Annotated in this window: 23 protein-coding genes and 2 tRNA genes; 15 read left to right on the top strand and 10 right to left on the bottom strand. The window is 63.0% G+C overall.

Going from position 1 to position 22,246, the window contains the following annotated elements; translation table 11 throughout:
* Positions 1 to 862 precede the first annotated feature (862 nt).
* Positions 863 to 1,117, top strand: a complete 255-nt coding sequence (locus AOT83_RS10835) for a hypothetical protein (protein WP_057966332.1) — start codon at positions 863 to 865, stop codon at positions 1,115 to 1,117.
* A 413-nt stretch (positions 1,118 to 1,530) separates the two neighbouring features.
* Here the strand turns inward: AOT83_RS10835 and AOT83_RS10830 are convergent, their stop codons facing one another.
* From AOT83_RS10830 to AOT83_RS10815, 4 genes are all read right to left on the bottom strand, one after another.
* On the bottom strand, positions 1,531 to 3,102 hold the full coding sequence (locus tag AOT83_RS10830; RefSeq protein ID WP_057980027.1) for a DUF4132 domain-containing protein: 1,572 nt from the start codon (positions 3,100 to 3,102) through the stop codon (positions 1,531 to 1,533).
* Between the two features lie 242 nt (positions 3,103 to 3,344).
* The gene (locus AOT83_RS10825; protein ID WP_057966334.1) at positions 3,345 to 4,292 is read right to left on the bottom strand and encodes a hypothetical protein; all 948 of its coding nucleotides are present in this window, start codon (positions 4,290 to 4,292) and stop codon (positions 3,345 to 3,347) included.
* A 7-nt stretch (positions 4,293 to 4,299) separates the two neighbouring features.
* Positions 4,300 to 5,307, bottom strand: coding sequence for a hypothetical protein (locus AOT83_RS10820; protein WP_057966335.1), 1,008 nt, complete (start codon positions 5,305 to 5,307; stop codon positions 4,300 to 4,302).
* Entirely contained in the window at positions 5,304 to 5,762 is a 459-nt protein-coding gene (locus AOT83_RS10815) for a GNAT family N-acetyltransferase (protein ID WP_057966354.1), read from the bottom strand. The genes AOT83_RS10820 and AOT83_RS10815 overlap by 4 nt, the downstream gene beginning before the upstream one ends.
* 319 nt (positions 5,763 to 6,081) lie before the next feature.
* Here AOT83_RS10815 and AOT83_RS10810 point away from each other — a divergent pair, with 319 nt between their 5' ends.
* The 3 genes from AOT83_RS10810 to AOT83_RS10800 all read left to right on the top strand — a co-directional run bounded on the left by AOT83_RS10810 (position 6,082) and on the right by AOT83_RS10800 (position 7,764).
* A complete protein-coding gene (locus AOT83_RS10810; protein WP_131726922.1) occupies positions 6,082 to 7,017 on the top strand; it encodes a hypothetical protein in 936 nt (311 codons plus the stop codon).
* A 148-nt stretch (positions 7,018 to 7,165) separates the two neighbouring features.
* Positions 7,166 to 7,456 (top strand): hypothetical protein, encoded by a 291-nt coding sequence (locus AOT83_RS10805; protein WP_057966337.1) that lies wholly within the window; start codon positions 7,166 to 7,168, stop codon positions 7,454 to 7,456.
* A gap of 92 nt (positions 7,457 to 7,548) precedes the next feature.
* The gene (locus tag AOT83_RS10800) at positions 7,549 to 7,764 is read left to right on the top strand and encodes a hypothetical protein (RefSeq protein ID WP_057966338.1); all 216 of its coding nucleotides are present in this window, start codon (positions 7,549 to 7,551) and stop codon (positions 7,762 to 7,764) included.
* 32 nt (positions 7,765 to 7,796) lie between these two features.
* Here the strand turns inward: AOT83_RS10800 and AOT83_RS26775 are convergent, their stop codons facing one another.
* Positions 7,797 to 7,994, bottom strand: coding sequence for a helix-turn-helix domain-containing protein (locus AOT83_RS26775; protein ID WP_057966339.1), 198 nt, complete (start codon positions 7,992 to 7,994; stop codon positions 7,797 to 7,799).
* Positions 7,995 to 8,571: 577 nt separating this feature from the next.
* Positions 8,572 to 8,922 (bottom strand): hypothetical protein, encoded by a 351-nt coding sequence (locus tag AOT83_RS10795; protein WP_057966340.1) that lies wholly within the window; start codon positions 8,920 to 8,922, stop codon positions 8,572 to 8,574.
* Between the two features lie 106 nt (positions 8,923 to 9,028).
* Between AOT83_RS10795 and AOT83_RS10790 the strand changes: the two genes are divergently transcribed.
* The 4 genes from AOT83_RS10790 to AOT83_RS10775 all read left to right on the top strand — a co-directional run bounded on the left by AOT83_RS10790 (position 9,029) and on the right by AOT83_RS10775 (position 12,696).
* Positions 9,029 to 9,379, top strand: a complete 351-nt coding sequence (locus AOT83_RS10790) for a hypothetical protein (RefSeq protein ID WP_057966341.1) — start codon at positions 9,029 to 9,031, stop codon at positions 9,377 to 9,379.
* A gap of 127 nt (positions 9,380 to 9,506) precedes the next feature.
* Positions 9,507 to 11,090 carry a DUF4185 domain-containing protein gene (locus AOT83_RS10785; RefSeq protein ID WP_157858368.1) on the top strand — a complete coding sequence of 528 codons (1,584 nt, stop codon included), beginning with the start codon at positions 9,507 to 9,509 and terminating at the stop codon, positions 11,088 to 11,090.
* Between the two features lie 585 nt (positions 11,091 to 11,675).
* The gene (locus tag AOT83_RS10780) at positions 11,676 to 12,098 is read left to right on the top strand and encodes a hypothetical protein (RefSeq protein WP_057966343.1); all 423 of its coding nucleotides are present in this window, start codon (positions 11,676 to 11,678) and stop codon (positions 12,096 to 12,098) included.
* A 388-nt stretch (positions 12,099 to 12,486) separates the two neighbouring features.
* Positions 12,487 to 12,696: a hypothetical protein gene (locus AOT83_RS10775; protein WP_057966344.1), complete on the top strand. Its 210-nt coding sequence runs from the start codon at positions 12,487 to 12,489 to the stop codon at positions 12,694 to 12,696.
* 556 nt (positions 12,697 to 13,252) lie between these two features.
* Here the strand turns inward: AOT83_RS10775 and AOT83_RS10770 are convergent.
* Positions 13,253 to 13,774 (bottom strand): OsmC family protein, encoded by a 522-nt coding sequence (locus tag AOT83_RS10770; RefSeq protein WP_057966345.1) that lies wholly within the window; start codon positions 13,772 to 13,774, stop codon positions 13,253 to 13,255.
* Between the two features lie 115 nt (positions 13,775 to 13,889).
* On the opposite strand from AOT83_RS10770, the gene AOT83_RS10765 reads away from it, so the two are divergent.
* Positions 13,890 to 14,690: a class I SAM-dependent methyltransferase gene (locus tag AOT83_RS10765; RefSeq protein ID WP_057966346.1), complete on the top strand. Its 801-nt coding sequence runs from the start codon at positions 13,890 to 13,892 to the stop codon at positions 14,688 to 14,690.
* Between the two features lie 29 nt (positions 14,691 to 14,719).
* Positions 14,720 to 15,055, top strand: coding sequence for a cupin domain-containing protein (locus AOT83_RS10760; RefSeq protein WP_057966347.1), 336 nt, complete (start codon positions 14,720 to 14,722; stop codon positions 15,053 to 15,055).
* Positions 15,056 to 15,131: 76 nt separating this feature from the next.
* Here AOT83_RS10760 and AOT83_RS10755 read toward each other — a convergent pair whose 3' ends face one another.
* Both AOT83_RS10755 and AOT83_RS10750 read right to left on the bottom strand, forming a co-directional pair.
* On the bottom strand, positions 15,132 to 17,012 hold the full coding sequence (locus AOT83_RS10755; protein WP_057966348.1) for a family 2A encapsulin nanocompartment cargo protein cysteine desulfurase: 1,881 nt from the start codon (positions 17,010 to 17,012) through the stop codon (positions 15,132 to 15,134).
* Complete coding sequence (locus tag AOT83_RS10750; protein WP_030096076.1) at positions 16,999 to 17,922, bottom strand: family 2A encapsulin nanocompartment shell protein; 924 nt, start codon at positions 17,920 to 17,922, stop codon at positions 16,999 to 17,001. Before AOT83_RS10750 ends, AOT83_RS10755 begins: the two co-directional genes overlap by 14 nt.
* 417 nt (positions 17,923 to 18,339) lie before the next feature.
* On the opposite strand from AOT83_RS10750, the gene AOT83_RS10745 reads away from it, so the two are divergent.
* Entirely contained in the window at positions 18,340 to 19,611 is a 1,272-nt protein-coding gene (locus AOT83_RS10745; RefSeq protein WP_057966349.1) for a thioester domain-containing protein, read from the top strand.
* Here AOT83_RS10745 and hisC read toward each other — a convergent pair.
* Complete coding sequence (gene hisC, locus AOT83_RS10740) at positions 19,608 to 20,651, bottom strand: histidinol-phosphate transaminase (protein ID WP_057966350.1); 1,044 nt, start codon at positions 20,649 to 20,651, stop codon at positions 19,608 to 19,610. The two genes, AOT83_RS10745 and hisC, sit on opposite strands and share 4 nt — an antisense overlap.
* 132 nt (positions 20,652 to 20,783) lie before the next feature.
* Between hisC and AOT83_RS10735 the strand changes: the two genes are divergently transcribed.
* The 4 genes from AOT83_RS10735 (at position 20,784) to AOT83_RS10720 (ending at position 21,858) form a co-directional block, all read left to right on the top strand.
* Positions 20,784 to 20,872, top strand: a tRNA-Ser gene (locus AOT83_RS10735).
* Positions 20,873 to 20,920: 48 nt separating this feature from the next.
* Positions 20,921 to 20,996, top strand: a tRNA-Arg gene (locus AOT83_RS10730).
* Between the two features lie 413 nt (positions 20,997 to 21,409).
* Complete coding sequence (locus tag AOT83_RS10725; protein WP_057966351.1) at positions 21,410 to 21,652, top strand: helix-turn-helix transcriptional regulator; 243 nt, start codon at positions 21,410 to 21,412, stop codon at positions 21,650 to 21,652.
* On the top strand, positions 21,649 to 21,858 hold the full coding sequence (locus tag AOT83_RS10720) for a hypothetical protein (protein ID WP_057966352.1): 210 nt from the start codon (positions 21,649 to 21,651) through the stop codon (positions 21,856 to 21,858). Before AOT83_RS10725 ends, AOT83_RS10720 begins: the two co-directional genes overlap by 4 nt.
* Positions 21,859 to 22,246 lie beyond the last annotated feature (388 nt).

The raw sequence follows: 22,246 nt of genomic DNA, 5'->3' as shown, positions 1-22,246 counted from the left end.
TTGGTGGCTTCAGTTGTATCGGTCGCCGCGGCCTCCGGTGCTGACGAAGCCGGTGGTGCAGTCGGTTTGGTGTCGTCAGCGTTGGATGTCGATGACGCCGGGTCTGGGGCTTGCCCATGTCGATCCGTCTCAGATGCGTGTTCAGTCATGCTCAGCCTCCTAGGTGGTGGCCGCACATTGGCACGACGTTCACCGCGACATCGACCGCGGCGCGTTGGCTCGTCGTCTGTCCCGCAGTGCCTCCAAGAGCTCGTTCATCACTACGCGAGTGAGACGACCCCGCTTCTGGGCCGTAGCGCCTTCGCCTGCACGAGCATCTCGCTCCTGTGTGCCTGTGTGGCCGTAAAGGTCACGGCTAACAGCGAGGATCGTGGCCTCCTGCCCAGGCAGCTCAACCGCAACGCGGTCTTCTACTTGTCCCCAGCCGGGGTCTAGGCGTGGTTCATTGAATTCGCTTGGCGTGGAGCCAAGTACAGGTTCGCCGAGTAGAGCGCGACGTAATTCCATGACTTCGGGCTCGCCATTTTTTGGCAGTAGGTCTGCTAAACGGTGTGCCGCCCCTGTCAATTCACCCAACGCGGCAGCGAGGGCGCGCATCGTCACCAGGTCAGGTGCAGCATCGCCTGCTTCGACTTGGCCGAGGCGAGCGCGGGACCATCGCACCCCCGCGCGTGTGACCGCCCGCGCTAGCCGATCCTGACTCAACTCAGAGGCCTCACGCAGCGCCCGCACCTGGGCGCCGAAGGCGCTGTTCACGGGGTTGGCCACATTCAGATGATAGCGATCCTTGCAGGTGTCGATAGCTTGTGGCATTCTCATCACAGGTGCAAGAAAGTCTTGCCGATAATAGGGAGGGGTCACCATGAGTCATATCGCCACCGAGATCGAGGCACATCGACGCGAGAGCCGGATTGGCACCACCCAGAGGCACTTTCGCTTAGACCACCCGCTGTGCGGGGCCTCGGATGTGGTCCTAACCCCCGGTGCCGACCGCGTTCGTGTCTATGTCTTCCGCGCCGATCAAGACGGGGAGATCACCGATTTTGACGTCCTATCCACTGTGGATGGCACGACGGGTCCAGAGGACGCACTCGCTCGACTTGGCTACGCCGCCTGACTCATCCGCGCGCACCGACATGCACGTCGTTGCGCGCGTCTAGACCATGGAACGGGACATCTTGAATCCCATCGCTCACATAGTGGAGTTACTGGACTGTCCCTAGAAACAGAGCAACCCCGGCGCGCCGTAGCCATCAACCGGGGTCAGACGGATCGTGGGGCCGAAGCCGCAGAACCCGTACCTTGCTCACCGACGAGTATGCCACTTGCGCTGGGCATCTCGCCTTCTCGCCGCAGATTTTCGGTAAAATGCCGTACTGCGCGATTCTGGGCCCGAGTCTCGGACGCAAGGTCCCTCGGGAAACAGCTAGACCCCCGGATCCACAGGTGTGGGGGTCTGCACGTTCGGCATAACTCTGAATACGCAGAGTCGGGCACACCACTGGTTGGGCTGTGTACACCCGGACGCGGTTAGACGTCGCGATCGAGAATGGCCGCGACGGTTCCGACGACCGTTGTCAGCAGTCGATCTGATGCTGGTTGCCACACGTCGTGGCGTTTCTTCGGTGTGATGTCGACGGGGTCACCGTCGCGCGTGACTTGGCCCGTGGCGATGCTGATTCTGAATCCGTTGACCTCGACGTGTCGTTGGGCAATTCGAACCGGTTCTGCTGACTCCAGCTCGGCCAGGACATGTTCGAGGATTACGCGTCGTGTTGCGAGCACTCCCGCCGGTGACTGGGCGGAGAAGGAGGCGGATTCGGACGCACTCTCGATCGCGACTGTGGAGGCGCTGAGGATCAGGTCGGCCGAGCGGATGATCTCGGACACTGCGGGCAGGTCGTCGCATCCATCGGCAGTAATTGTGACGGAGCCGTCCGCGGCCACCCCCAGCGCTCCGACGCGCAGGCCTACCGCACTGCAAGTCTGTAGTCCCGAACCCGGGTATACCGAGCCGTCGAACCACATCTCCGCGCCTACCGCCCCCGCTCGTCGGCTGATGGTCTCGTGGCCTTCGGATGTCCACCCTTCTGCTCGATACAGACCGGTCAGCTGTCGCACGCTCAGAACCGCGTGACTCGTGACCAGCCGGTCCGCGTCGGCACTGGCGTAGTGCTCGCGGAACACTTGCGCGAACGGCTGCACCAGGTGGTGGTTTCGGACACGCAGGCGCCATGCGTCTCGTTCGCCGGGCGTTGCTGCTGCGGGATGCCACAGTCGGATCCTGGAGGTGGTCGAGACGGGGACCGGGTCTCCAGCAGAGTCGGCGAAGTCGCCCGGACTGCCGAGGAACGTCGGTCCGTCCACGACCTGCCAGACCAGATTGGCGCTGATCGGGGCGACTGGAACGGCGAACGCAGCATCGATCCAGGTCTGATACGGCCACGACGCGCAGGTGAGCCAGCCTGCCTCCAACGACTTGCTCCACGTGGTCAACTGCGCCTTGGTGGGCGAGGTTTCGAACGGCAGCCGCAAGGCGACGTCTGGGCGGCTGGCGAGGGCCCTCCGCGCCTCCTTGATGTACCTGGTGAACTTTTTCTTGATCCCCGCGTGCCGTACGTCCCGGGTCGTGTCCGCCAGACCCGCCACGCTCTCCGGAGTCGGCGCCACCATGATCGCGCGCGCAAGCGCGAAAGCCGCCGCCTGGGACGGAGCCGATTTCGCCGCCGTCTGGGGTGCGATGGCGGCTCGTCGCAGAATTCGAGGGATCGGTTCCGCCCAGTCGGCGTCCAGGCTGAGCGCAACCAGCGCGGCACGCTCGATCACCCGCGCATCATCGGCGCTGAAGGCTTTGTCCGCGATGAACGGCTCTGTTCCATCATGGATGGCCGTCAGACGTGAATCCGAGATCGTCAGAATCTGCCGCGCGAAGCCAAGGTACTCGGGATCCTTGCTGAGCTGCTCGATCAGCGCGCGCAGGACATGGTGGTCCTGCCCGATGAACACCCATCGATCGCGCAGCATCCCCAACGCATTCGCGGCGGGCAATCCGAGACGAACCTCGCCATGGGCTTCCAGTTCCTCGAGGAACCCGTCGGTCATGCTGGAGAGGGTACGGCTCGGCCTGACGGAGATGACGGCACACCATCGGGCGACGGTCATCGCCTGGACGGCCGTTCCTCGAACATGGTGCTGTCACCAGTCGATGACCGCGAGACCGCATTCGCACACCACCCCGCGAACTCGAGCCCGATTTGGGACCGACAACCTCGCTGAACTGTTCGCGGTGTCGCGGCCGCCGGCTTAAATGCTTGCCGCGGACAAGGTGATCCGCGGAGCGACCACTACGAACCCGTCGATGGGTATGCGATCGCCCACCACGCCGCTGTCGGCTCTTGTAGGCGACCCAGCACCACCGCCTCAGGCACGGATGTGTACCGCGCGAGGGCGCACAGATAGGTACGCATCGCAATCGCCGCATAAATGGTGGTTTGCGAGGTGATCTCTAACGTCACGTGCATCTCCGCTGTCGAAACGCCTCCCACTGAAGGGCCGGCAGCCGCGTACCCGATGAGCCCTGCCTGGCTAAAGCGACCGTGCGTCGCCGCGGACAGCAGCGAATACGGCATCCCCGCCAGCTCATCTTGCTGCAACCCCGACGCCAGGTAAAGGTCCTTCACCTGCTGTGTCTCTGGCGGCGGCGCGTCGTCGAGGCCTTGACCCGCACGAGCGAGGACCGGGGCGTCCCACGGCCGCGGTCTCTTGCGGTAGGCCGCTTCGAGCCCCGCCGTCGAGCCGACGGCCAGGTAGTCGGCGGTGCGGTCGTCGCGTTCAGTTGTAGCCTCTTTGTTGTCTGACGGGAACGGTAGGCCGTACAGCGCGGCCAGCTCCTCGTTCAGGTACCGCCGTAGCCGCTCTTCCTTGGACTCTGCGGTGAGGACGTACCACGCCTTGGCGGCCATGACGGCACATGTACGTGCCAATGGGAACGGGGCCAGGGTGACCCGGTCGGTGCGCAGCAGCCCGGCGACGCCGCGGAGAAGGTCGCACTGGTTATGGCCCGCGACGACCTGCTGCGTTGCCAGGGTCAGCAAGGTCTGTTTGGACCGCGTCCCTGGATGGTCATCGCGCGCGGCGGTGTCTCGCAGCGCCTCACTCCCGAAGTTGAACGGGTACGCCAGCTCCCTCTTGAGTAGGTCCTCTGCCGCGTCAGCGAACTGCATCACCACGTCGGCGAAGTGGTCGAACTCTGGCGGTGTCAGGCGCCCACTGAGGGGCGGTGGGATTGTCATCAGGCGCCTAGGTCCTGACCTCACGCACCGGTTGCGCTTGCGTGGCGGCCAGGGTGCGGGCCGGGTTCTGCACCAGCTCCGCCAGCGACCGGAACCGGTCGTGCACGTGCGCGGCGGTGCCGTGAATGCTGCGGACCGCATCCAGCAGCTTGTCGCGCGTCCGAAAGCCCACGGCGGGCGTGTGTTCCTGCTCCATCGCCTGGTTGTACCTACGCTGGGCCGCCCACATCGCCTGATCGCAGGCGTGGTTCGCCTTGGCGGTCGCCGCGGCCTCCGGGTTCCGCTGCGTCAACAGGTCGATGCGGCCTATTCCGTCAGTGCAGGGTCGCTGGGCTTCCACCTCTTCGAGCTCAGTGGTGTACCTAGCGAAGATCTCTCGCGAAGCGATCGACTCCTCCGTGTTCAGATTGAGCGGTATGGCGAGGGTCTGCACGTGCGTGATGACCGATGGCACCACCGCGAGCGAGATCGATCCGGGGTGCTCGTGCACGTTCACGTAGCGCACCACCCGGAACCCCCTCTCGGACAACAGACCGAGCCGGACGTTGCCCAGGAAGTCTGTCGGCTCCTCGCCGAGAGGGGACACCTCGGAGTCGGCACAAGTGATGTGAACCCGGTAGAGGTAGAACTGGCTCTCCGCGTCGGACTCGTGATCCATCCGGCGGAACATGTTCTCAATTGCGGACTCGAACGTCCCCAGGTGCGTCGCGTTCGCTTCGGGAGACTCGTCGGTCGGCGGCCAGTCCGTGCGAGTGGTGCTGTGGTACCAGGCCATCCGCTCGATCTGTGTGGGGTCGGTCGCGGGGTCGGATAGGTCTGTGAGCACCGGATACAGTTCTTGTGCGGAAACCTCTTGCTCGCAGCGACAGCTCCGGGATTCGCCTTTGATGCGGTCCTCGAACGTCATGACCACGCGGTGACCGCACTCGGGGCACTCGAACCAACAAGCGTCGTAGGAGAAGTCGACTGTCCTGTCGAACGTCGCCGTGCTGTCCTCGTTGTGGGTGCGCTTCATCGGTCTACCGGTTGGATGAACAGCGGGCGCCAACCGCCTTCGGGGTGGTTGAAGCGATCCCAGCCGAGGCGCGTCCAGAATTCGTCCGCGTTCTCGCTGTAGGCGAAGAGTCGGCGATCCCGGTGCCGCTTGGCGAGACCCCGCACCACGCGTGTGCCGATTCCCCGCCGACGGGCGGCGGTGGACACCTCGATGAACTGGATCTCTAGCTGGTCGTCCCCGAGCTCAGGTACGTCCGTGTACTTGGGGTTGATACCGCCGGGGTCGTCGAGTTCAACCCGGGCGACCTCCACGCCATCCTCGTCTACCACCTGAACGAACCACGGATCGTTGACGTAATACCGGACTTCGTCCCACCAGTGTGGGTGCTCGTAAGTGATTGCCGTGTCGAATCGAGGAGCCCACGAGTACTTGTCCGCGGAGCCTCGGCGATAGTCGACGAACTCCAGAACCATGGCGAGCAGCCTACGGCTGAACCCCGACGTGTGGGGCCCCGCACCCTTATCGGCGCAGCTCACAGGCCTGATTAAATCCCGATCCTGGTAACCAGACGAAACGCATGAGACCTTCATTCCGCCATTCGCCAGCCTCTCGATCTCCGCGTTTCTCTAGGTCGAATCCGGCTGTCTCACAGTTCATCACAGTCACGACACATCTCTGCGCGATGACCGACGAGAATTTCCATTCCCGCACTGAGTCTGTCGAAGGTGAACACGACAGGGGAGCGGTGCCGCCGTGGGAGGGGAATAGCATTGCCCCATGGGGGAGACTTCTATGGGCAGTGAAGAAGCAGTTTTGCTCGGTGACCAGATCAGTTCGCATTGTGGTCCGCTGATGAGAAACGTCTTCGATACCCGTCGGCCGATCGAAGAAACTATCGCCGACATCGAGCAGATCATTTGGCGCGTTGGATATTTGAAGCCGTACGCGCACCTTACAGACGAACTGGCGCGAACAGTTCGCCAAGAACGTCAGAAAGTGATGCAGTCCTCGGCGTTCTGTACCGTCACTGAATGGGGATTCAACGACAGAGCGGTCGTGTTGGTGTGTCACTGTCGCTCGGGCTTGAGGGTCAAGATGGATCTGGACACAAGCACCGCATTCGTTACGGCGGTGCTCGCCAAAGCCAGTAAAATCGAGCGCTCGAGAATCTGTGGTTCGCATGGTTGCGCGAACCCACCGGTGGGAGTTATTCAGGAAGACACTTCGCTGATTACTTCGCGATACGCTGGACTGGGGATTGGTGAGCGCCTCTATGACAAGGCCTATGCAGCCGTGTATGCGGCTCAAGTTGCAGCATCTGCGCGAAAGGCCGCAGATGCTATCGCGCCAGAGATGTACTCAGAAGCTGCAGAAGAGGCAGTGGAGGCGATGAGACTCGCGGATCAGGTACGCAGCCGAGCCGACAAAGGGGAGTTGGAGGTCTGGCTTTCAGCGGAGACGCTGCGGTTAGCGAGTGAGGCGGCAAAGGATGCTCGGCATGTTGCGGACTTGGCGCTAGTCAAGATTGAGACCCAGGAACGGCTCATAGAACGAGGGCCTCGCATATCTGGGCTACCAGGCACTACATACAGCAAACGTTTACGTGCCAAGTTGCATCGGCAGAACCCCTATATCTGGCAAGACTCCGGCTGCAAGATATGTAGCGAACCCAATCGGAGTTGGAAAGATGTCGAAGCCAACGACATCTTCAGAAGTCATGAGTGGTGAAGCTCGTGGATTTGATGCAGGCATATCGGTTCCTGATTACGGCCATTTCCACCTCTTCCCGAAAATTGCCGGTTCTTTTGCCGTAAACTATTGCAAGGCAACATAACCACCGTCGACAAGCCGTCGGGATGTCAGTGATACTGCACTTGTGTCGACTGATGAGGGCCAGCTCCATCACATCTGCGAGGTCTGCGGTCGTGACGAAGTATTGACCGCGGATGATGCGTTCGACGAGGGTTGGGATTACCCACCGCGCATAGGGCGGTTCGGTGTGGTCAGTGCACGCCTCTGCCCTAACTGCCCGGTGACAGCAACGGTGTGGGCAGCGATCATGCTCGACGGATACACGGCGGACATGCTCAACGAACGCCCGTGGGCGACGATCGCGCGCATCGAGGGCGAGCCGGATTCGATTCTGGTGCGGGAAGATTCACTATGAGCGAACCAGGCCCTGAACCGCATCGCTGGCCCGCGTGCTACTGGCCGGGCTGGGCATTGTTGTATGCGAACCTAATTCGTGACCTCCGCGTCATGGACCCCGATCTTTTCGTCGACAACGTATGGGACGGCGGGATGCTATTGATCGGTCATGTCGTGACCTCTAAGGAGGGTGATGCGGTGTTCGACCGGATCGAGAAGGCCGAACGCTTAGCGGAAATCAGCTGCGTGGTCTGCGGTGAGCTCAGCGACGGTTCTCGCGGTGTGTGGCCGCCGCTATGTGGTGGCCACGCTACAGAGGGGGAGTAGCCGTTTAGTTGCGGAGACTGTCATGGCGAGGTTCATGCGGCGCGGGCGGCGGCGACCACCCGCTCGATCTCCGCTGCCTCGACCAACGTGCGTCTACCAAATTTCACGACGGTCAGTTGGCCGCGCTGACGCATCCGATACAGATACTCTCTTGAGACGCGCAGGATCTCGGCTGTCTCCTCCATGGTGTACAACACCGGTCGCGAGGGAGTTGCATCGTTTTCGCTCATGACGAGTGATGATTTACGGAGTGCCGCGAATTCACGAGTGAGCCGTCACGACACGCCGAAGCAGATCGGTGTTTCGTCAGAAGGCTCGGTTTACGCGAGTGCACACAGTCGACTGCAGCGTCGGCGACCTCGGTGCCTTCGGCCAGACACTCGAAGTTGACACCGCTTTGACACAATCGCCACCTGCGGATGGTCGTCCGGGAAGGTCGCAGTGCACGTCAGTGCACACCGGGATTGTCAGCTACGATCCTGTTTACCCAGTTCGCGCTGACTTGAAAGCGAGAGACGGCTAACACCGTCCGGGGGTTCAAATCCCTCCGCCACCGCTCTTCAGGGCGTATTTCCGGTATTGAGCCTGACGCCGGAAAGCCTGAAATTGCCACACCTTGCGACGATGCCCGCCTTCTCGGTGATGATCGCGGTCCTAGTCGACGGCACCGGTGTTCCGGACACGTTGGTGGAGCATGCCGACGACGCAAACGCGGCGGCCAGTCTGCTAGTGAGCCGGTACGTCGTCACCACAACGCCATCGTTGTACGTCAGATGTATATGGGGTAGTTGCGCCGCTCAGGGGCGATCACGTGGATAGCCCGATACCCCATACTCCGAGCGTGGAGGTGAACCCGCCGTCCGGGGAATCGGGATGCCAGGCGCTGATGTGCACGGCCACTGGCACGAAGGATGCACCGTCGTATTCAGGGGTAGCCGAGTATTGCTCGACCGTTCCATCCAGGATGAGCGGACGGACAATGTTGAGATCGATGCCCGCCTTCGCCGAGGCCAACCAGGCAGGCACGTAAACCACGTTCTCGGGGATGTCCGGCCCACTGAATTCAGCGGGGAGCAGCAGCATGCGCACTAAAGAGCCCTGCGCACAAAGCTGCTGCGCCTTCTGCTCGGAATCGATCAAAGAGAAATCTGGACCCACACCGGAACTCTAGACGCTACGGCCGCTTCTCTGAACACTTCGCATACCCATGCACTACATGCGTTGTACAGTGACATCTATCTGTTAGCTGTGGGGAGGACAGTCGATGACGATCAGGGTCACACCGAGCGAATTGCGGGCGGGCGCGGACAAAATTGATGCAGAAAAAGCAGTAGTCGCGGGAATCACGGTGCCTGACGAGTCCGCAGCCAAAGCGGGGTTGGAAGGGTTTGTGACCGCCGCCAAGCTCTCGGCCGCCGACGATGCGGTGAAGTCAGCGTTGAAGATCGTTGGGGGGCGCGACGAAATCATGGCGAACCTGCTGCGCAACACCGGCAATACGTTCGAGTTGGTTTCCAGCACACTTGCTCCCGGCTTGCTGACACCGCCGTGGATGTCGCAGCAGGTCGCTACCGGGCTCACCGGCATGGGCGATATCAACTTGTCCCGCAAGTAGTCTCATGGGTCGCCCACAAAAGAGTCAGGTGTTCAAGGCCAACGTCAACGCCCTCGGCGATTTGGCCCAACCCCTGCGCGATGCTGCGTCCAAACTTGCCGAGTCAGGGCTGCGGGTGCACACCACGGTGAACAACTTCGACTGGGAAGGTAAGGCCCGCGAATCCGCTGTGGCCCGTAGTGACCGTGAACTGACCCAGAACCGTATCGTCGCCGCCGACCTGAACGCCCTGGCCGACGCGTACGAGAACGGCAAAAAGACCATGGGGCCGATGATTGATAGCCTCAAATCCAAAGCACAAGGCTTGGAAGGCAACAGCTTTGAGGTCACCGAAAACTGGGACGTGATCGACAAATACGACTATGCAGCCGCCCGGAAACTCGCCAAGATGATGGGCTTGGATGACTCCGCAATCACCGACCTGCAAAACCGACGTGCCAACGAGGCCAAAACCGAGGGCGGAAATCTAGGGCGGTTGGCCGACGAGTTGGGCGTCGCCGATGAGAACACCGCCACCGCGATCGGTAACGCTCTCGACGCGCTCGGGGGGGCTAACGGCCCCAAACTGGCACCCCCACCGCTGGCTCCTGGTCAAGTGACTAATCGCGGCGCTGTCGCGGGCACCGATAACCCCAACGCCATCCCTGGCATCAGAGCCGCCGATCTGGGGGAGGTCGTCCAACTCCCCAACGGGCAGTATGTCGCGGTATTCGGGGATTCCTATGGCAATCCTGAAGTAGGTGGGGAAGGCAATCCGCACTACTCCTCGGTGGCAGTGCCGGTCACTTTCGATGAAAAGGGACAACCCCATTTCGGTGCACCGCTGAACGGAACAACGCTCAACCCTGGTTTGCCCAACGAGGTGCAGGGTTCGAGCCCGTTGTTCCCGATGCCGCAAGCAGCTATCAACAACGGAGCCAATAACACGCTGCCCGCAGGCTCCATCACCACCCGCGACGGGCGCACTCTCATGATGGTGGTCGGCACCAATACTAGTGAGGGCCTAAACCCACGGGGTGGCTCTTGGCTAGTTGAAGTGAACAACGACCCCGCCAAAGGCTGGAAACCCATCGAAGGCAGCTACCGTGAATGGACACCCAACAGCGACCCCGGACCAGGCCACGCGGGCGTTGGCACCAGCACCGCCAGCCTCCCGACACAAGTCAGTGGCTATCAAGGTAGCGACGGCAAGGTCTATATCGCCGCCGACGCCTTCGACCGCAGCCAAGGCGTCTCCATGTATCGCGTGGACCCCGAACACATCGCAGACCGGGGCTCCTGGCAGCCCTATAACGGAAACAACACCTGGGGAACCGCCGGACAGCCAGCCACCACCACAATCACGCAGCAAGGCCAGAACTGGGGTGAAATCAGCTTCCGCGAGATCGACGGAAAACCCGTCCTTGCTGGAACAAACTTCAACAGCGAAAACGGCGGAACAGGTATCCCGACCGTCGAAGTTCGCGTCGGCGATAACCCCATCAGTGTTACTGGAGGCAACCCAACCGTAGTGATGAACAATGCCCCCGGGTCTGCGAACAATGTCCCAGCCCCTTACGGCGGCTATATCCTGCCAGGATCAACCCTCGACAACGTTGGGCTCTTCGGCAGCCAGTGGTTCCAGCCCAGAGACGGCCAGGGCCATCCCACAGGCCCGGTGCACTACGACGTACAAGACATCCGAGTCAACACCCAACCCGGACAAAGATGACCACCGATTGGACGGCACGATGATTCGTCTCATAACGGCCCTAATGCTCTTCGCCACAGCAGGGCTAGCGTCGGCCTGCACCGCCACCGCCGACCCACCCACACCAACCACGGATCCGCCCAAATCGGCCGATGCCGCACGGTTCCCGAACATGGACAACTACACCCGGGCCAACCCCGACGACTACACGCAAGAACTCGACAACCCCGGACGCCCCGAAAAACTAACCGTCTATCAATTCAATACTCCGGATGGAATAGCATGCGGTTTCGGACAACCCCCTTCTGCCGGTTGCAGTGGCAATAACTTGCCTGCCATCCCTCCGGCGACGTGCGACCCGGATACGCGGCGCTACAACTACAACTCGATAAGCACCAGTCAAGGCCTACGCCAATGGGCGGACTCGCTTCCAACGTGCCACACGAATACATCGGGCGCGAAGACTCTGCCGCCTTTTCACACCCTGACGGTGTATGGCGTGACCTGTGGGGTTGATGACAAGGCAACTACTGCGTGCAAGGACCCCCAGGGGCAGGCTTTTGTGTTGTCCCCGTCGTGGTCTGGCTGGATACCCAAAGTCTGAGCATGTCTGACATCGCGCATCTTCATCCGCTGATGCAACAAGCGCTGCGCACCGGTGCAGTGCCTTCGCGTGAAGAGTTGGCACGGTTGTTGGGCAAAAAGGTTGAGGACATCCCTGGTCCAGACAACTCGGATGAGAAGACCGCGATAGCGCCCGAGGAACATGACCAGGTGCGGTTCCGTGCCCGCTACCACGCGATGGTGGATGAGAGAATCGCGGACTGGTTAGCTGAACAGCAGGAACGTGATGCGGGTTCTTTATCTGACTTCGGCGACCGAACCGTTCCCGTCCATGTTCGCGAACAGATTGAACAGGACTGCCAACGCCGAATCCAGCAAGAGTGGCGCAGCGCCGTACATCAGCGCGATGATCCCGATGACGATGATGGTGGTAGTCCTACTTCGTGGATGCAATCGGTTTTGTAGGACGCCGTCCATCTCTGCGCGCCGACTGCTGCGCCTCGCTCGTGCGCTGTTCCTCAGACATCGAGCTCCCCATTCCGCGGCTCTGCCTGTCCGCTACCGGGAACCTGTTCCAGTGAAACGGATTTGATGCTTCAGCTGACCGGCGGATACCGGCACCACACCTCGCGTGTGGCGCAAATCACACACATGCATCTGCCTAATCCGTTGCCGACCCGATGCCGGTCGGCATTGACGAGTTCAGGAATGCAATCGGCGGCGGTTGCCGCCAGAGTTGCAGGGCCTGATGCCGGGTGTCGTTGCCGTGAAAACTGTTCCGCCGATGCAGGATTCGTCCGCCGTAGTAATGAAGGCACTTGTGCCGCTACGGATTACGGCACAGCATAGGCACATGACCGAGACTGACACCGGAATACTCACCGAGTACAACGCGATCCGTGACCGGCTCGAATTACTGGGACGTGTCGCTGCTGAAGCATGTAACGATGCCACACGACTCGACCGCGAGGACGCTGACTACCTCGGCATCGAGCTCAAACTCGCCATCAGTGAACGTATCTGGAACCGAGTCTTGGCCGATGTAATGAAACTTGATCGCTGATGCGCGTTGGAGGGCGAACCAATCACCAATCGCTATGTGCCGTGTGACCCGCTGCTCGACAAATCGACGTACTATGGAAATGGCGACCGAGGCAGCCTGACAGAAACGACCGGTTTAGTCACAGTCATCCATCCTCACAACTGCGCCGGTCGCACCTGTCACGACACGCCGAGACAGGCGGGTGGACTGTGGTTGTCGCGGTGGGACCTTGCCACACTCCTGCCACTATCGCGTCCGGCATACACCTTCAGCGGACGGCTGTAGCGCACGTCAGGACATCCCAAGCGACGCAACCTTACTGCGGGATACCCAGTTCGAGGTATCTTGAAAGCGAGAGACGGCTAACACCGTCCGGGGGTTCAAATCCCTCCGCCACCGCTCTTAACGCCGCAGCTGGACGGTGCGCAGCTGGGGGATCTTTCTGGGTCCCGGCCCGGCTCGAACGGGCTGCCTCCCTCGCCGGCTGCGGATGCAGCGGACCGCGCGTACCGGTTAGCGCGGTCTAGGGCGGGGCGCCGCCGATGCTGCCAGAGCGCGTGCGCGCCCGGCAACGGGTTTACGACCGCGGCCGCGTGATGAGTTGTGTACGTACTGGGGTGGAGCCGGTGGTCAGATCCAGCACCGGGCAGTGTGCGTCCACGGCCTCTTGCAGCTCGCGGTACCGCTCGTCGCTGTCCGGCCCCGAGACCGTCACGGTGACGCGGATCTGCTGGAATCCGGGCCGGACACTGTCGTCCAGGCCGAAGAACCCGCGTACATCGAGATCACCCTCGGCGCTGGCGCTGAGCGAATCGACTTGAACCCCTAGTCTTTCCGCCCAGAAGCGATAGGTCACCACCTGGCAGGACAGCAGCGATGCCAGGTAGTACTCGACGGGGTTGGGCGCGGTGTTCTGTCCGCCGAGGCCCGGTGGCTCGTCGACGTGCACGCGGTACTTGCCCAGGGCGACTGCGCTACCGACCGTGCCCTCCGGTTGGGCGGATGCCTTGAACACCACCGTTGCGGCGGCCGGGTTGTCGGCTACTGCCGCGCGGGTCGCATCGGTGATCGCGTTGAGGGATGTCGTCGAGGCAGTCACGCGCGGTCACGTTAGTGGGACCGGTGCCGCGCTGGGAGGTTTGCGTCCGCGGTGAATCCAACCGGCCATGGACGTAGGCCTATTTAAAAGGAGAAGTATCCTCTAAATTGGAGTCATGGCTGACAGAGAAACACTTCCGCTGGCTGGGCGCAGAGACGAAGATCTTCCCGGGCACTGGCTGTTGGCGCGGCTGGGCAAGCGCGTCCTGCGCCCGGGCGGCCTTGAACTGACCACGCGGCTGTTGGCCGCCGGGCAGGTGACTGATGCCGATGTGGTCGAACTCGGGCCGGGTCTTGGCCGGACCGCGCGCGACATCGTGGCGCTGCGCCCGCGGTCCTATGTCGGTGTGGACGACACCGCGGCGGCCACCCAATCGGTACGTGATGTGGTCGCACCCTGTGGTGGGCGCGTGATCGTCGCGGATGCCGCCAGCACGGGCCTGCCGGACGGTAGTGCCGACGTCGTCGTGGGCGAGGCGATGCTGACGATGCAGAACGACAAGGCCAAGCGGGCCATCGTGGACGAGGCCTATCGGGTGCTACGGCCGGGCGGCCGGTACGCGATTCACGAGCTCGGGCTCACGCCGGACTCCGTGGATACCGCCACCAAAGACGAAATTCGCCGTGCGCTGGCTCGTTCCATCAAGGTCAACGCTCGGCCGCTCACCGTGGCCGAGTGGAGCGAGCTGCTCAAGGCCTCGGGATTCGAGGTGGTGAGCACCGACCGGGCGCCGATGGCACTGCTCAACCCGCGTCGCGTCATCGCCGACGAGGGCGTATTCGGAGCCCTGCGTCTGCTGAAAAACGTTCTCCTGCATGGTGCGGCGCGCAAGCGAGTGCTCACCATGCGCCGTACGTTTCGTGAACACAGCGACGCGATGACAGCGGTCGCTTTGGTCGGTGTGCGGCCCGAATGATCGGGAGTCCACAGGTAAGGGAGGCAATCATGGATGTCATGTCGATAACAGACTTGGGGGATGCGCAGGTCGAAATAGCGCGAAGCGCGCATAGCGGCCGGGCTGCACATACCGTGCACGGCGGTAGCGGCAACGCGCTACGGCAGGTGGTCATGGCGCTGGCGGCGGGCCGAAAGCTTGCCGAACATGAGAATCCCGGTGAGACAACCCTGTTGGTGCTCAGTGGGAAGGTGGAGCTGACGGCGGTATCCACGAAGGCCGCGCTGGCCACCGGCGACTACGTGATCGTTCCGCCGGAGCGCCATGACCTCACGGCACTGGAAGACTCGGCGGTGTTGCTGACAATTGTGAGCCGCGCGAGCTGAGCCCGCCGAGCGCATACCAGGCGCAGGGTGTTTCGGTGAGACGCCTGCGTGCGGTATGCGCTCGGCGAACTGAGCCTTACGCCTTGGGCCCTCCGCTTTCGGCCAGCCGCCGCACCGCGTCGATGAAGACGTCGATCTCGTCGAAGGTGTTGTAGAACGCGAACGAGGGCCGCACCGTCTGTTCCAGTCCGAGCCTGCGCAAAATCGGCTGCGCGCAATGGTGTCCGGCACGCACCGCGATGCCGTCGGCGTTGAGCGCCTTACCGACCTCCACCGGATCGTGCCCGTCGAGCACGAACGACAGCACCGATGCCTTGTGGTCGGCCGTCCCCACCAGCCGCACACCGGGGATGGCAGCCAATTGCGGTGTCGCGTACTCCAGTAGCGCGTGCTCGTACTCGGCGATCCGGTCGATGCCGATGCGCTCGACATACCGCAGCGCCTCGCCCAGTCCCACGGCGTCGGCGATGTTTCCGGTGCCGGCCTCGAACTTGTTGGGCGGCCCCTGGAACACCGCGCGCTCCAGGGTGACATCGGCGATCATGTTGCCGCCGCCCTGCCACGGCGGCGTCTCCGCCAACGCGTCTTCGCTGCCGTAGAGCACGCCGATCCCGGTGGGGCCGTAGATCTTATGACCCGAAAAGACGAAGAAGTCGGCACCCAGCTCCTGCAGATTCACCGTGAGGTGCGGCACCGACTGCGCGCCGTCGATGAGCACGCGCGCGCCGTAGCGGTGCGCGATCTCGACGATCTGCTTGGCAGGCGTCACCGTCCCCAGCGCGTTGGAAACCTGGGTGGCTGCAACCAGTTTGGTGCGCGGACCGACCAGATCCTCGAGCTCGGAGAGCAGCAGATTGCCGGCGTCGTCCACCGGAGCCACCTTGATGACGGCGCCGGTCTTCTTCGCGATCAATTGCCACGGAACGATATTGGCGTGGTGCTCCAGGTGGGTGATGACGATTTCATCCCCGTGTCCCAGGTTCTTACTGCCCCAGGCATGCGCCACCAGGTTGATGGCCTCGGTGGCGCCGCGCACGAAGATGATGTTCTCGTCGGCCTCGGCGCCCAGGAACTTGCGGGCCGCGCCGCGCGCATCCTCGTATGCATCGGTGGCCCGTGCTGCCAATTCGTGTGCCGCACGGTGGATGTTCGAGTTCTCGTGCTGATAGAAGTGCACCAGGCGATCGATCACTGACTGCGGCTTCTGCGTGGTCGCGGCGTTGTCGAACCAGATCAGCGGCTTACCGTTGACGGTCTCGGACAGGATCGGAAAATCTGCCCGTATCGACGCGACGTCGAAGGCGCGTGCGTCTTCGTGGATCGGCGCCGCGGACGGCGCTCCACCCAGGAAGTAGTAGTTCGCCTCGTCGCCTCCCGTTGGTGCCACGGGGGGCGTCCACCCCAGATCCGGCACGGAAAGCGCCTGGGAGTGCGGAGCCACCCGGGGTGACGTGGTGGCGGGGCCCACCGAGTTCACCGAGGGGGTGGCGAGCACCCCGGGGATTGTCGGCACCAGCCCCGAGGGGACCGCGAAATCGGCGAGACCGGTTGTCGGATAACCCGTTGCGGCGGTGTGCGCCGCAGAGGCGCCCGATGTCAGGTCACCGCCACCGCCGCGAGGTGCCACCGGCACCGCTCCGGGAATCCCGTCGGGGGTCGCCGAGCTGAAAGCCGCGACCGGCGGGGCCACCGTTGCGGTCGACAGCGCGTCGGCGACGGGTGCGGGTGCGTATGGGCTGGCCAACGAGCCCGCCGTGGCCGCCGCGGAGGAACCGGCCGTCGCGTCGGGGACGTTGCCCCTGGGCGCGACAGGTACCGCCGGTCCTGGGGTGTCGATACCCGGTGCTCCGGTAGGTGTGGCCTCCCAAAACAACTGAGTGGCCAATGCCGACAGCTCCGCCGCAGAGGGGAAGCCCGGCGGGCTGTCGGTTACGGGAATCGCGTCACTTGTAGACATGGAACTTGTCCACCTGCACGTCGTCGAGAACGGCCAGTGCGTCATCAGTCAGCACGGCCAGCGACGAATACAGGGTGACGAGATATGAGGCGATGGCCGACCGGTTGATTCCGGTGAACCGCACCGACAATCCCGGTGCCTGCTCGCCGACCAAGCCGGGCTGGAACAGGCCGACAACGCCCTGGCGCTCCTCGCCGGTACGCACCAGCAGGATCTTGGTCTTGGCGTCCTTCACCGGAACCTTGTCCGACGGGATGATCGGGATGCCGCGCCAGGTGATGAACTGCGCACCGAACAGGCTCACGACAACTGGCGGCACGCCACGGCGGGTGGCCTCACGGCCGAACGCCGCCACACCCAGCGGATGGGTCAGGAAGAAACCGGGGGTCTTCCATACCTTGGTGATCAGGGCGTCCAGGTCATCCGGTGTGGGAGCGCCACCGAGGGTCTTGATGGTCTGCTCGGGTGTTGCCTGAGCCAGCAGGCCGTACTCGGCGTTGTTGATGAGCTCGCTTTCCTGACGCTCCTTGATGGACTCGATGGTCAGGCGCAGCTGCTGGGCGATCTGGTCGTGCGGGCTGGAGTACAGGTCCGAGACCCGGGTGTTGATGTCGAGCAGCGTCGAGATGGTGCGCAGCGTGTACTCGCGTGGGTTGGTCTCGTAGTCGACGTAGGTCTGCGGCAGCGGGGCCTCGTTCTCGCCCTGCTCCTCGCTGTGGATCGCCACCTTGTCGGGGTTGATGACGCGGTTCACGCGGTAAATGCCCGCCTCGACGGGTACCCAGTTCAGCAGATGCAGCAGCCACCGCGGGGTGATCGTCGACAGCTGGGGGACGGTCTTGGTGGCATTGGCTAGCTGCCGTGCGGCGAGATCGCCGAGGGCCTGGGATTCATTCTTGGCAGCGGGCACAGCGGTTTCCTCCTCAGCGAATGGGATCAAGACCTGATGTCTGAAATCCTAATCGCGATTGGGGCGGCGCATCAGGTAACGAACACCCGTGCGCCAAACTCCGGGCGGCCGGTTCAGGTGACCCGCTGGGTCGCCGTGAACCCGTATCGCATTCGCTCGCTCCGGGGAAGCGACGCCGGTGGAAATCCCGGCGCGCGGCCGGGGATCCGTAGACTGGATGCATGCAGCACGTCGCACAGTCGCACCGACTCCGGGCGATCAGCGCGCTGCGCGCCGACAGCTTCGGGGCGCGCAGCGCCGCCGTGTGTTGCTGTTGTTGTTGATTCCCTAACCCCGCCCCTGGCACCCGGGATCGCCGTCTACCGACGTTGACGCGCTCCTGGGTTGCAATCCGCCGGCACAAGGATCAACCAACCCATGACCACTCATTCTTTGCTATCGCTCGTCGAATGGCCGTCTGCCCGCATCACTGGCAGGCGTCACGGCCACCACGCCGAGGTGCTCCCGCAGCGCCTGACGAGGTACCGCGGGGGCACCTATTCGTCCACCGTGGACGAGGTTGTGTTCACTGACGGAACTTCTGCTCGCACAGATTTAATTCGCCTGAACCCCACTGTCGCCGCGTATTCACTCGATATTGCGGGGATCGCCCCCAACCTGCCCTCGGGCTACGCCGTGGCCGACTGGCTGTCGGTGGCGAACCTGCGGGCTCGCACCCGTGAATCTCAGGTGGCCTGGATCTTGGCTAACTCCTTCCCGGCGCTGTCGACGGCACAGCTGAGTCGCCGGTTGCGTGCGGCGGGGTATCTGGGCGAGGCGAACATCAAGGACCACGAGGCCATCGCGGGAACCCAGGCCGCCATCTGGTTCCTCACCAACGGGGTAGAGCTGGACACCGCAGCGCGCAATGTGCCCACCGCTACCCGAAAGTCGCCGTCTTTCATCGAGTTCGAATTCAAGGAGCGCCCACAGCTAGGCGGTCTGGCGGTGCGGACCAGCGCGGGGCAGCAGCCGGCCAGCGTACGGCTGCACGCATCCGTGAACGGGGCCGTGTGGCGCGAGGTGTCCTCCTCGGAATTGAACTTCACCGAAGGTGAGGCGCAGTACGTCAAGGCGTTGGGCGTCGGTGCGACAGTCGCCGAAACCCAGCACGGTGCACCGGATCTCGGATATCGCTTCTATCGCCTGTACGTGCAGGGCGGTACCGCAGATGTCGAAGGTGTCGAATTCTGGTTGCATGATGCGCGCAATCACCGCAATGCCGACCGGGTGGTGCAGCTGTACCGCTATCTGTTGGAGCAGTCGTTGATCGCCGCCGGTCGGGTGGATCAGGTGCCCGCGATCGATGATTCGCAGGCGGTGATGGCCGCGGGCCTGATGGGGCCGTTCGTCGTGGATTCGCAACGTCCGGTGTTGCTTTCGTTGTCCGAGGGTGCCAAGGCGATGGACATCTCCGGTGCGGAGCTCACCGGACTGGTGGACCCGGGCACCCGCTTTTACGTGCGTCCGGCGGAGTGCGTTGCGGCGGTGACGGTCTCGGTGGTCGACCCAGTGTCGACTGCCCGGGTACTCACCGGCGTGGCAGAGGGGCCGTTGACGCCACTGGCGCTCGTGCTGCCCGGTGCGCGCGAAGTTGTCGAACTCACCGTCGAGTGGGCCGAGACCACGCAACTGTCACGAGTGAGTTAACGCCAGGAGCGCGCGAACTCCAGGAATGCGTCGTTCTCTTCGGGTGCGCCGATGGTGACTCGCACGCCGTCGGCGCCGAAGGGGCGCACGATGATTCGGGCCTCGGCGGAGGCTTGTGCGAACTCCGACGAGCGACCGCCCAGCGGTAGCCACACGAAGTTGGCCTGCGATGGCGGCACCTGGTATCCCGCCTCCCGGAGTGCTTGGGCCACTCTTATGCGTTCGGCGACAACATCATTGGTCCGTGTGAGGAGTTCCTCTGCGGCGCCCAGCGAGGCCACCGCCGCAGCCTGAGCGAGGCTGGACGCGCTGAACGGCACGTACACCTTGCCCAGCGTGGTGATCACATCGGGATCGCCGATCGCGTAGCCCACCCGCAGGCCGGCCAGGCCATAGGCCTTTGAGAAGGTGCGTAACACAACAACATTGGGATGTTCGCGAACAAGGGCAATGCTGTCGGTGAAGTCTTCGCGCACATACTCGATGTATGCCTCGTCGATTGCGATGAGGATGTGGGGCGGTACCGCCTCGACGAACCGGCGCAGCTCGGCGGGTGGGACCACGGTGCCGGTGGGATTATTGGGATTGCAGACGAAGATCAGCCGGGTGGCGTCCGTCACCGCGGCGGCCATGGCCGCCAGGTCGTAGGTGTGGTCGGTCAGCGGCACCTGAACGGGGGTGGCCCCGGCGACCCGCACCACTAGCGGGTAGGTCTCGAAGGACCGCCAGCCGAACAGCACCTCGTCACCTACCGTGGCGGTGACCTGTACGAGCTGCTGGCACAGGCTCACCGATCCGCATCCGACCGCGATGTGTTCGGGCGGCATGTCCACGTGTTTGGCCAGGTGTGAGCGCAGCTCGGCGTAGCCGTTGTCCGGGTAACGGTTGATCTGCGCTGCTGCCTCGACGATGGCCGTGTGGACGCTGGGCAGTGGTCCGTGCACGGTCTCGTTACTGGCGAGCTTGATGGCACCGGGGACGTTGCGGCCGGGGGTGTACGCCGGCAGTTCGGTCAGCTCGGGGCGAAGTCGGGCAGGCACTGGAACAGACTATCTGTGCATGTTGGACCGGATGGCGACCAACGGCTTTGCCTTCCGGCCTCGCGGGCCTGTACTCTGTGCCCTCGGCGGTTCGGAATCCATTTATGGGTTCCGGTACCCTCGGGAAGTTCAGGAGGCGTGCCAGAGCGGCCGAATGGGACTCACTGCTAATGAGTTGTCCCCTTTACGGGGGACCGGAGGTTCAAATCCTCTCGCCTCCGCGTCGGTCTGCAGGCCAAACCTGTTGACCTGCAACAATTGAATAGCACGCGCCCGTAGCTCAACGGATAGAGCATCTGACTACGGATCAGAAGGTTAGGGGTTCGAATCCCTTCGGGCGCACCACACCATCGTTGCCGCTCGGGTCGTCGTTACCCGGAAGCTGGCGAACGCCAGTCGTGACGTAGCCAAACGAGATTCCAGCCGCCGCGCAGAAGTCGTCCAGCTCCCCGACTTTCCAGTCGGTAGCGCCCGTCATTCGACGCGAGACATACTGCTGAGCCAGTCCGTGCCTGCGGGCGACCTCGGACACTGATACGCCCTGCCTTGCCAGCTCTTCGCGGATACGCCGTACGACGGCCTTGGATCGGCATTCGCCTCGGCTCCCATCGACCAGCATCAATGTTGTCATAAGCGCGTATCTTACCTGCCTAGAGTGTGAAAGCAAGCGCTACGGGAGAGCATCGCCGCGAAATCCGAGTGAACGACCTGACTTCCATGCTTGTAATTCACTCTCTTGCGGTGTAGACCTATAGACCATGCACGGTGAATCACTCTCTGAGAGAGTTTCCGCGAATATCCGCGCCGAGATGGCTCGGGCCAAGCGCACTCAAGCCACACTTGCTCACGAGGTCGGCATGCGCCAGCAGGCACTCTCCCGCCGCATGGCGGGCCACGCACCGCTTTCTGTCGACGAGCTAGCGCGGATCGCCGAAGCTCTCGGCGTCCCGATCACAGCGCTGATCGGCTCCGAGCCCGCCGCCTCCAAGGCGGCGTCGTGAGCGCCGTTGCGCTGGTCGTTCTCGGCTCGTCGACCCTCACGGTTCTCATGTCGTGCGCATCGATCCACTTCTCGCGTCGCGCGCGGAAGAGCTGGGAACAGGCGGAAGCCGATTGGAAGCGGGCCGAGGCGAGCTGGCGGCAGCAGGCCGAACGACGCAATCGCTCGCACGTGGACTTCACCATCGGCGGAAACAAAAAAGCCTGAACCGTCATGCCCCACAACTGAATACAGCAGACGGTGGCGAGTGATTCATCTTGCCGGAAGCCTCACTCGCCACCGTTCCTACCAGCAATCCTACGAAAGGACTGCCATGTCGAACAATATCCCCGTCCCTGCTCAGCGTGTCGATCGTGCGGTGAGCTTCGTATCCAGAGCCGTCGGCGGCCCATCGCAAATTGTTGAACCGTTTCTCTATCACTGGAATGACATTCCCGGTCGCACATTCGCCGAGGTAGAAGCCGCATTCGAGCGCGCAATCACACTCGCCGAGGCGGGTGTCCGATGAGCAGCTACGACAAGATCACCGTCGCCCTGGCGGCTATCGCAGCACTGGCCGCGATGCTGCTCGCATCCCCCAACTCGCACGCCGACC

This window comes from Mycobacteroides sp. H001, assembly GCF_001440005.1.
Taxonomy (GTDB): Bacteria; Actinomycetota; Actinomycetes; order Mycobacteriales; family Mycobacteriaceae; genus Mycobacterium; species Mycobacterium gwanakae.
The sequence above is the reverse complement of the archived record's forward strand: the minus strand, read 5'-3'. Positions and strand labels throughout refer to the sequence as shown.

Bases quoted from the DNA above. Each gene is read 5' to 3' on its own strand.
- AOT83_RS10725 (WP_057966351.1), top strand. From the start codon at position 21,410: ATGCACGGTGAATCACTCTCTGAGAGAGTTTCCGCGAATATCCGCGCC.
- AOT83_RS10825 (WP_057966334.1), bottom strand. From the start codon at position 4,292: ATGACAATCCCACCGCCCCTCAGTGGGCGCCTGACACCGCCAGAGTTC.
- AOT83_RS10780 (WP_057966343.1), top strand. From the start codon at position 11,676: ATGTCTGACATCGCGCATCTTCATCCGCTGATGCAACAAGCGCTGCGC.
- AOT83_RS10820 (WP_057966335.1), bottom strand. From the start codon at position 5,307: ATGAAGCGCACCCACAACGAGGACAGCACGGCGACGTTCGACAGGACA.
- AOT83_RS10760 (WP_057966347.1), top strand. From the start codon at position 14,720: ATGGATGTCATGTCGATAACAGACTTGGGGGATGCGCAGGTCGAAATA.
- AOT83_RS26775 (WP_057966339.1), bottom strand. From the start codon at position 7,994: ATGAGCGAAAACGATGCAACTCCCTCGCGACCGGTGTTGTACACCATG.
- AOT83_RS10745 (WP_057966349.1), top strand. From the start codon at position 18,340: ATGACCACTCATTCTTTGCTATCGCTCGTCGAATGGCCGTCTGCCCGC.
- AOT83_RS10800 (WP_057966338.1), top strand. From the start codon at position 7,549: ATGGACCCCGATCTTTTCGTCGACAACGTATGGGACGGCGGGATGCTA.
- AOT83_RS10765 (WP_057966346.1), top strand. From the start codon at position 13,890: ATGGCTGACAGAGAAACACTTCCGCTGGCTGGGCGCAGAGACGAAGAT.
- AOT83_RS10790 (WP_057966341.1), top strand. From the start codon at position 9,029: ATGACGATCAGGGTCACACCGAGCGAATTGCGGGCGGGCGCGGACAAA.
- AOT83_RS10830 (WP_057980027.1), bottom strand. From the start codon at position 3,102: ATGACCGACGGGTTCCTCGAGGAACTGGAAGCCCATGGCGAGGTTCGT.
- AOT83_RS10815 (WP_057966354.1), bottom strand. From the start codon at position 5,762: ATGGTTCTGGAGTTCGTCGACTATCGCCGAGGCTCCGCGGACAAGTAC.
- AOT83_RS10755 (WP_057966348.1), bottom strand. From the start codon at position 17,012: ATGTCTACAAGTGACGCGATTCCCGTAACCGACAGCCCGCCGGGCTTC.
- AOT83_RS10835 (WP_057966332.1), top strand. From the start codon at position 863: ATGAGTCATATCGCCACCGAGATCGAGGCACATCGACGCGAGAGCCGG.
- AOT83_RS10775 (WP_057966344.1), top strand. From the start codon at position 12,487: ATGACCGAGACTGACACCGGAATACTCACCGAGTACAACGCGATCCGT.
- AOT83_RS10810 (WP_131726922.1), top strand. From the start codon at position 6,082: ATGGGCAGTGAAGAAGCAGTTTTGCTCGGTGACCAGATCAGTTCGCAT.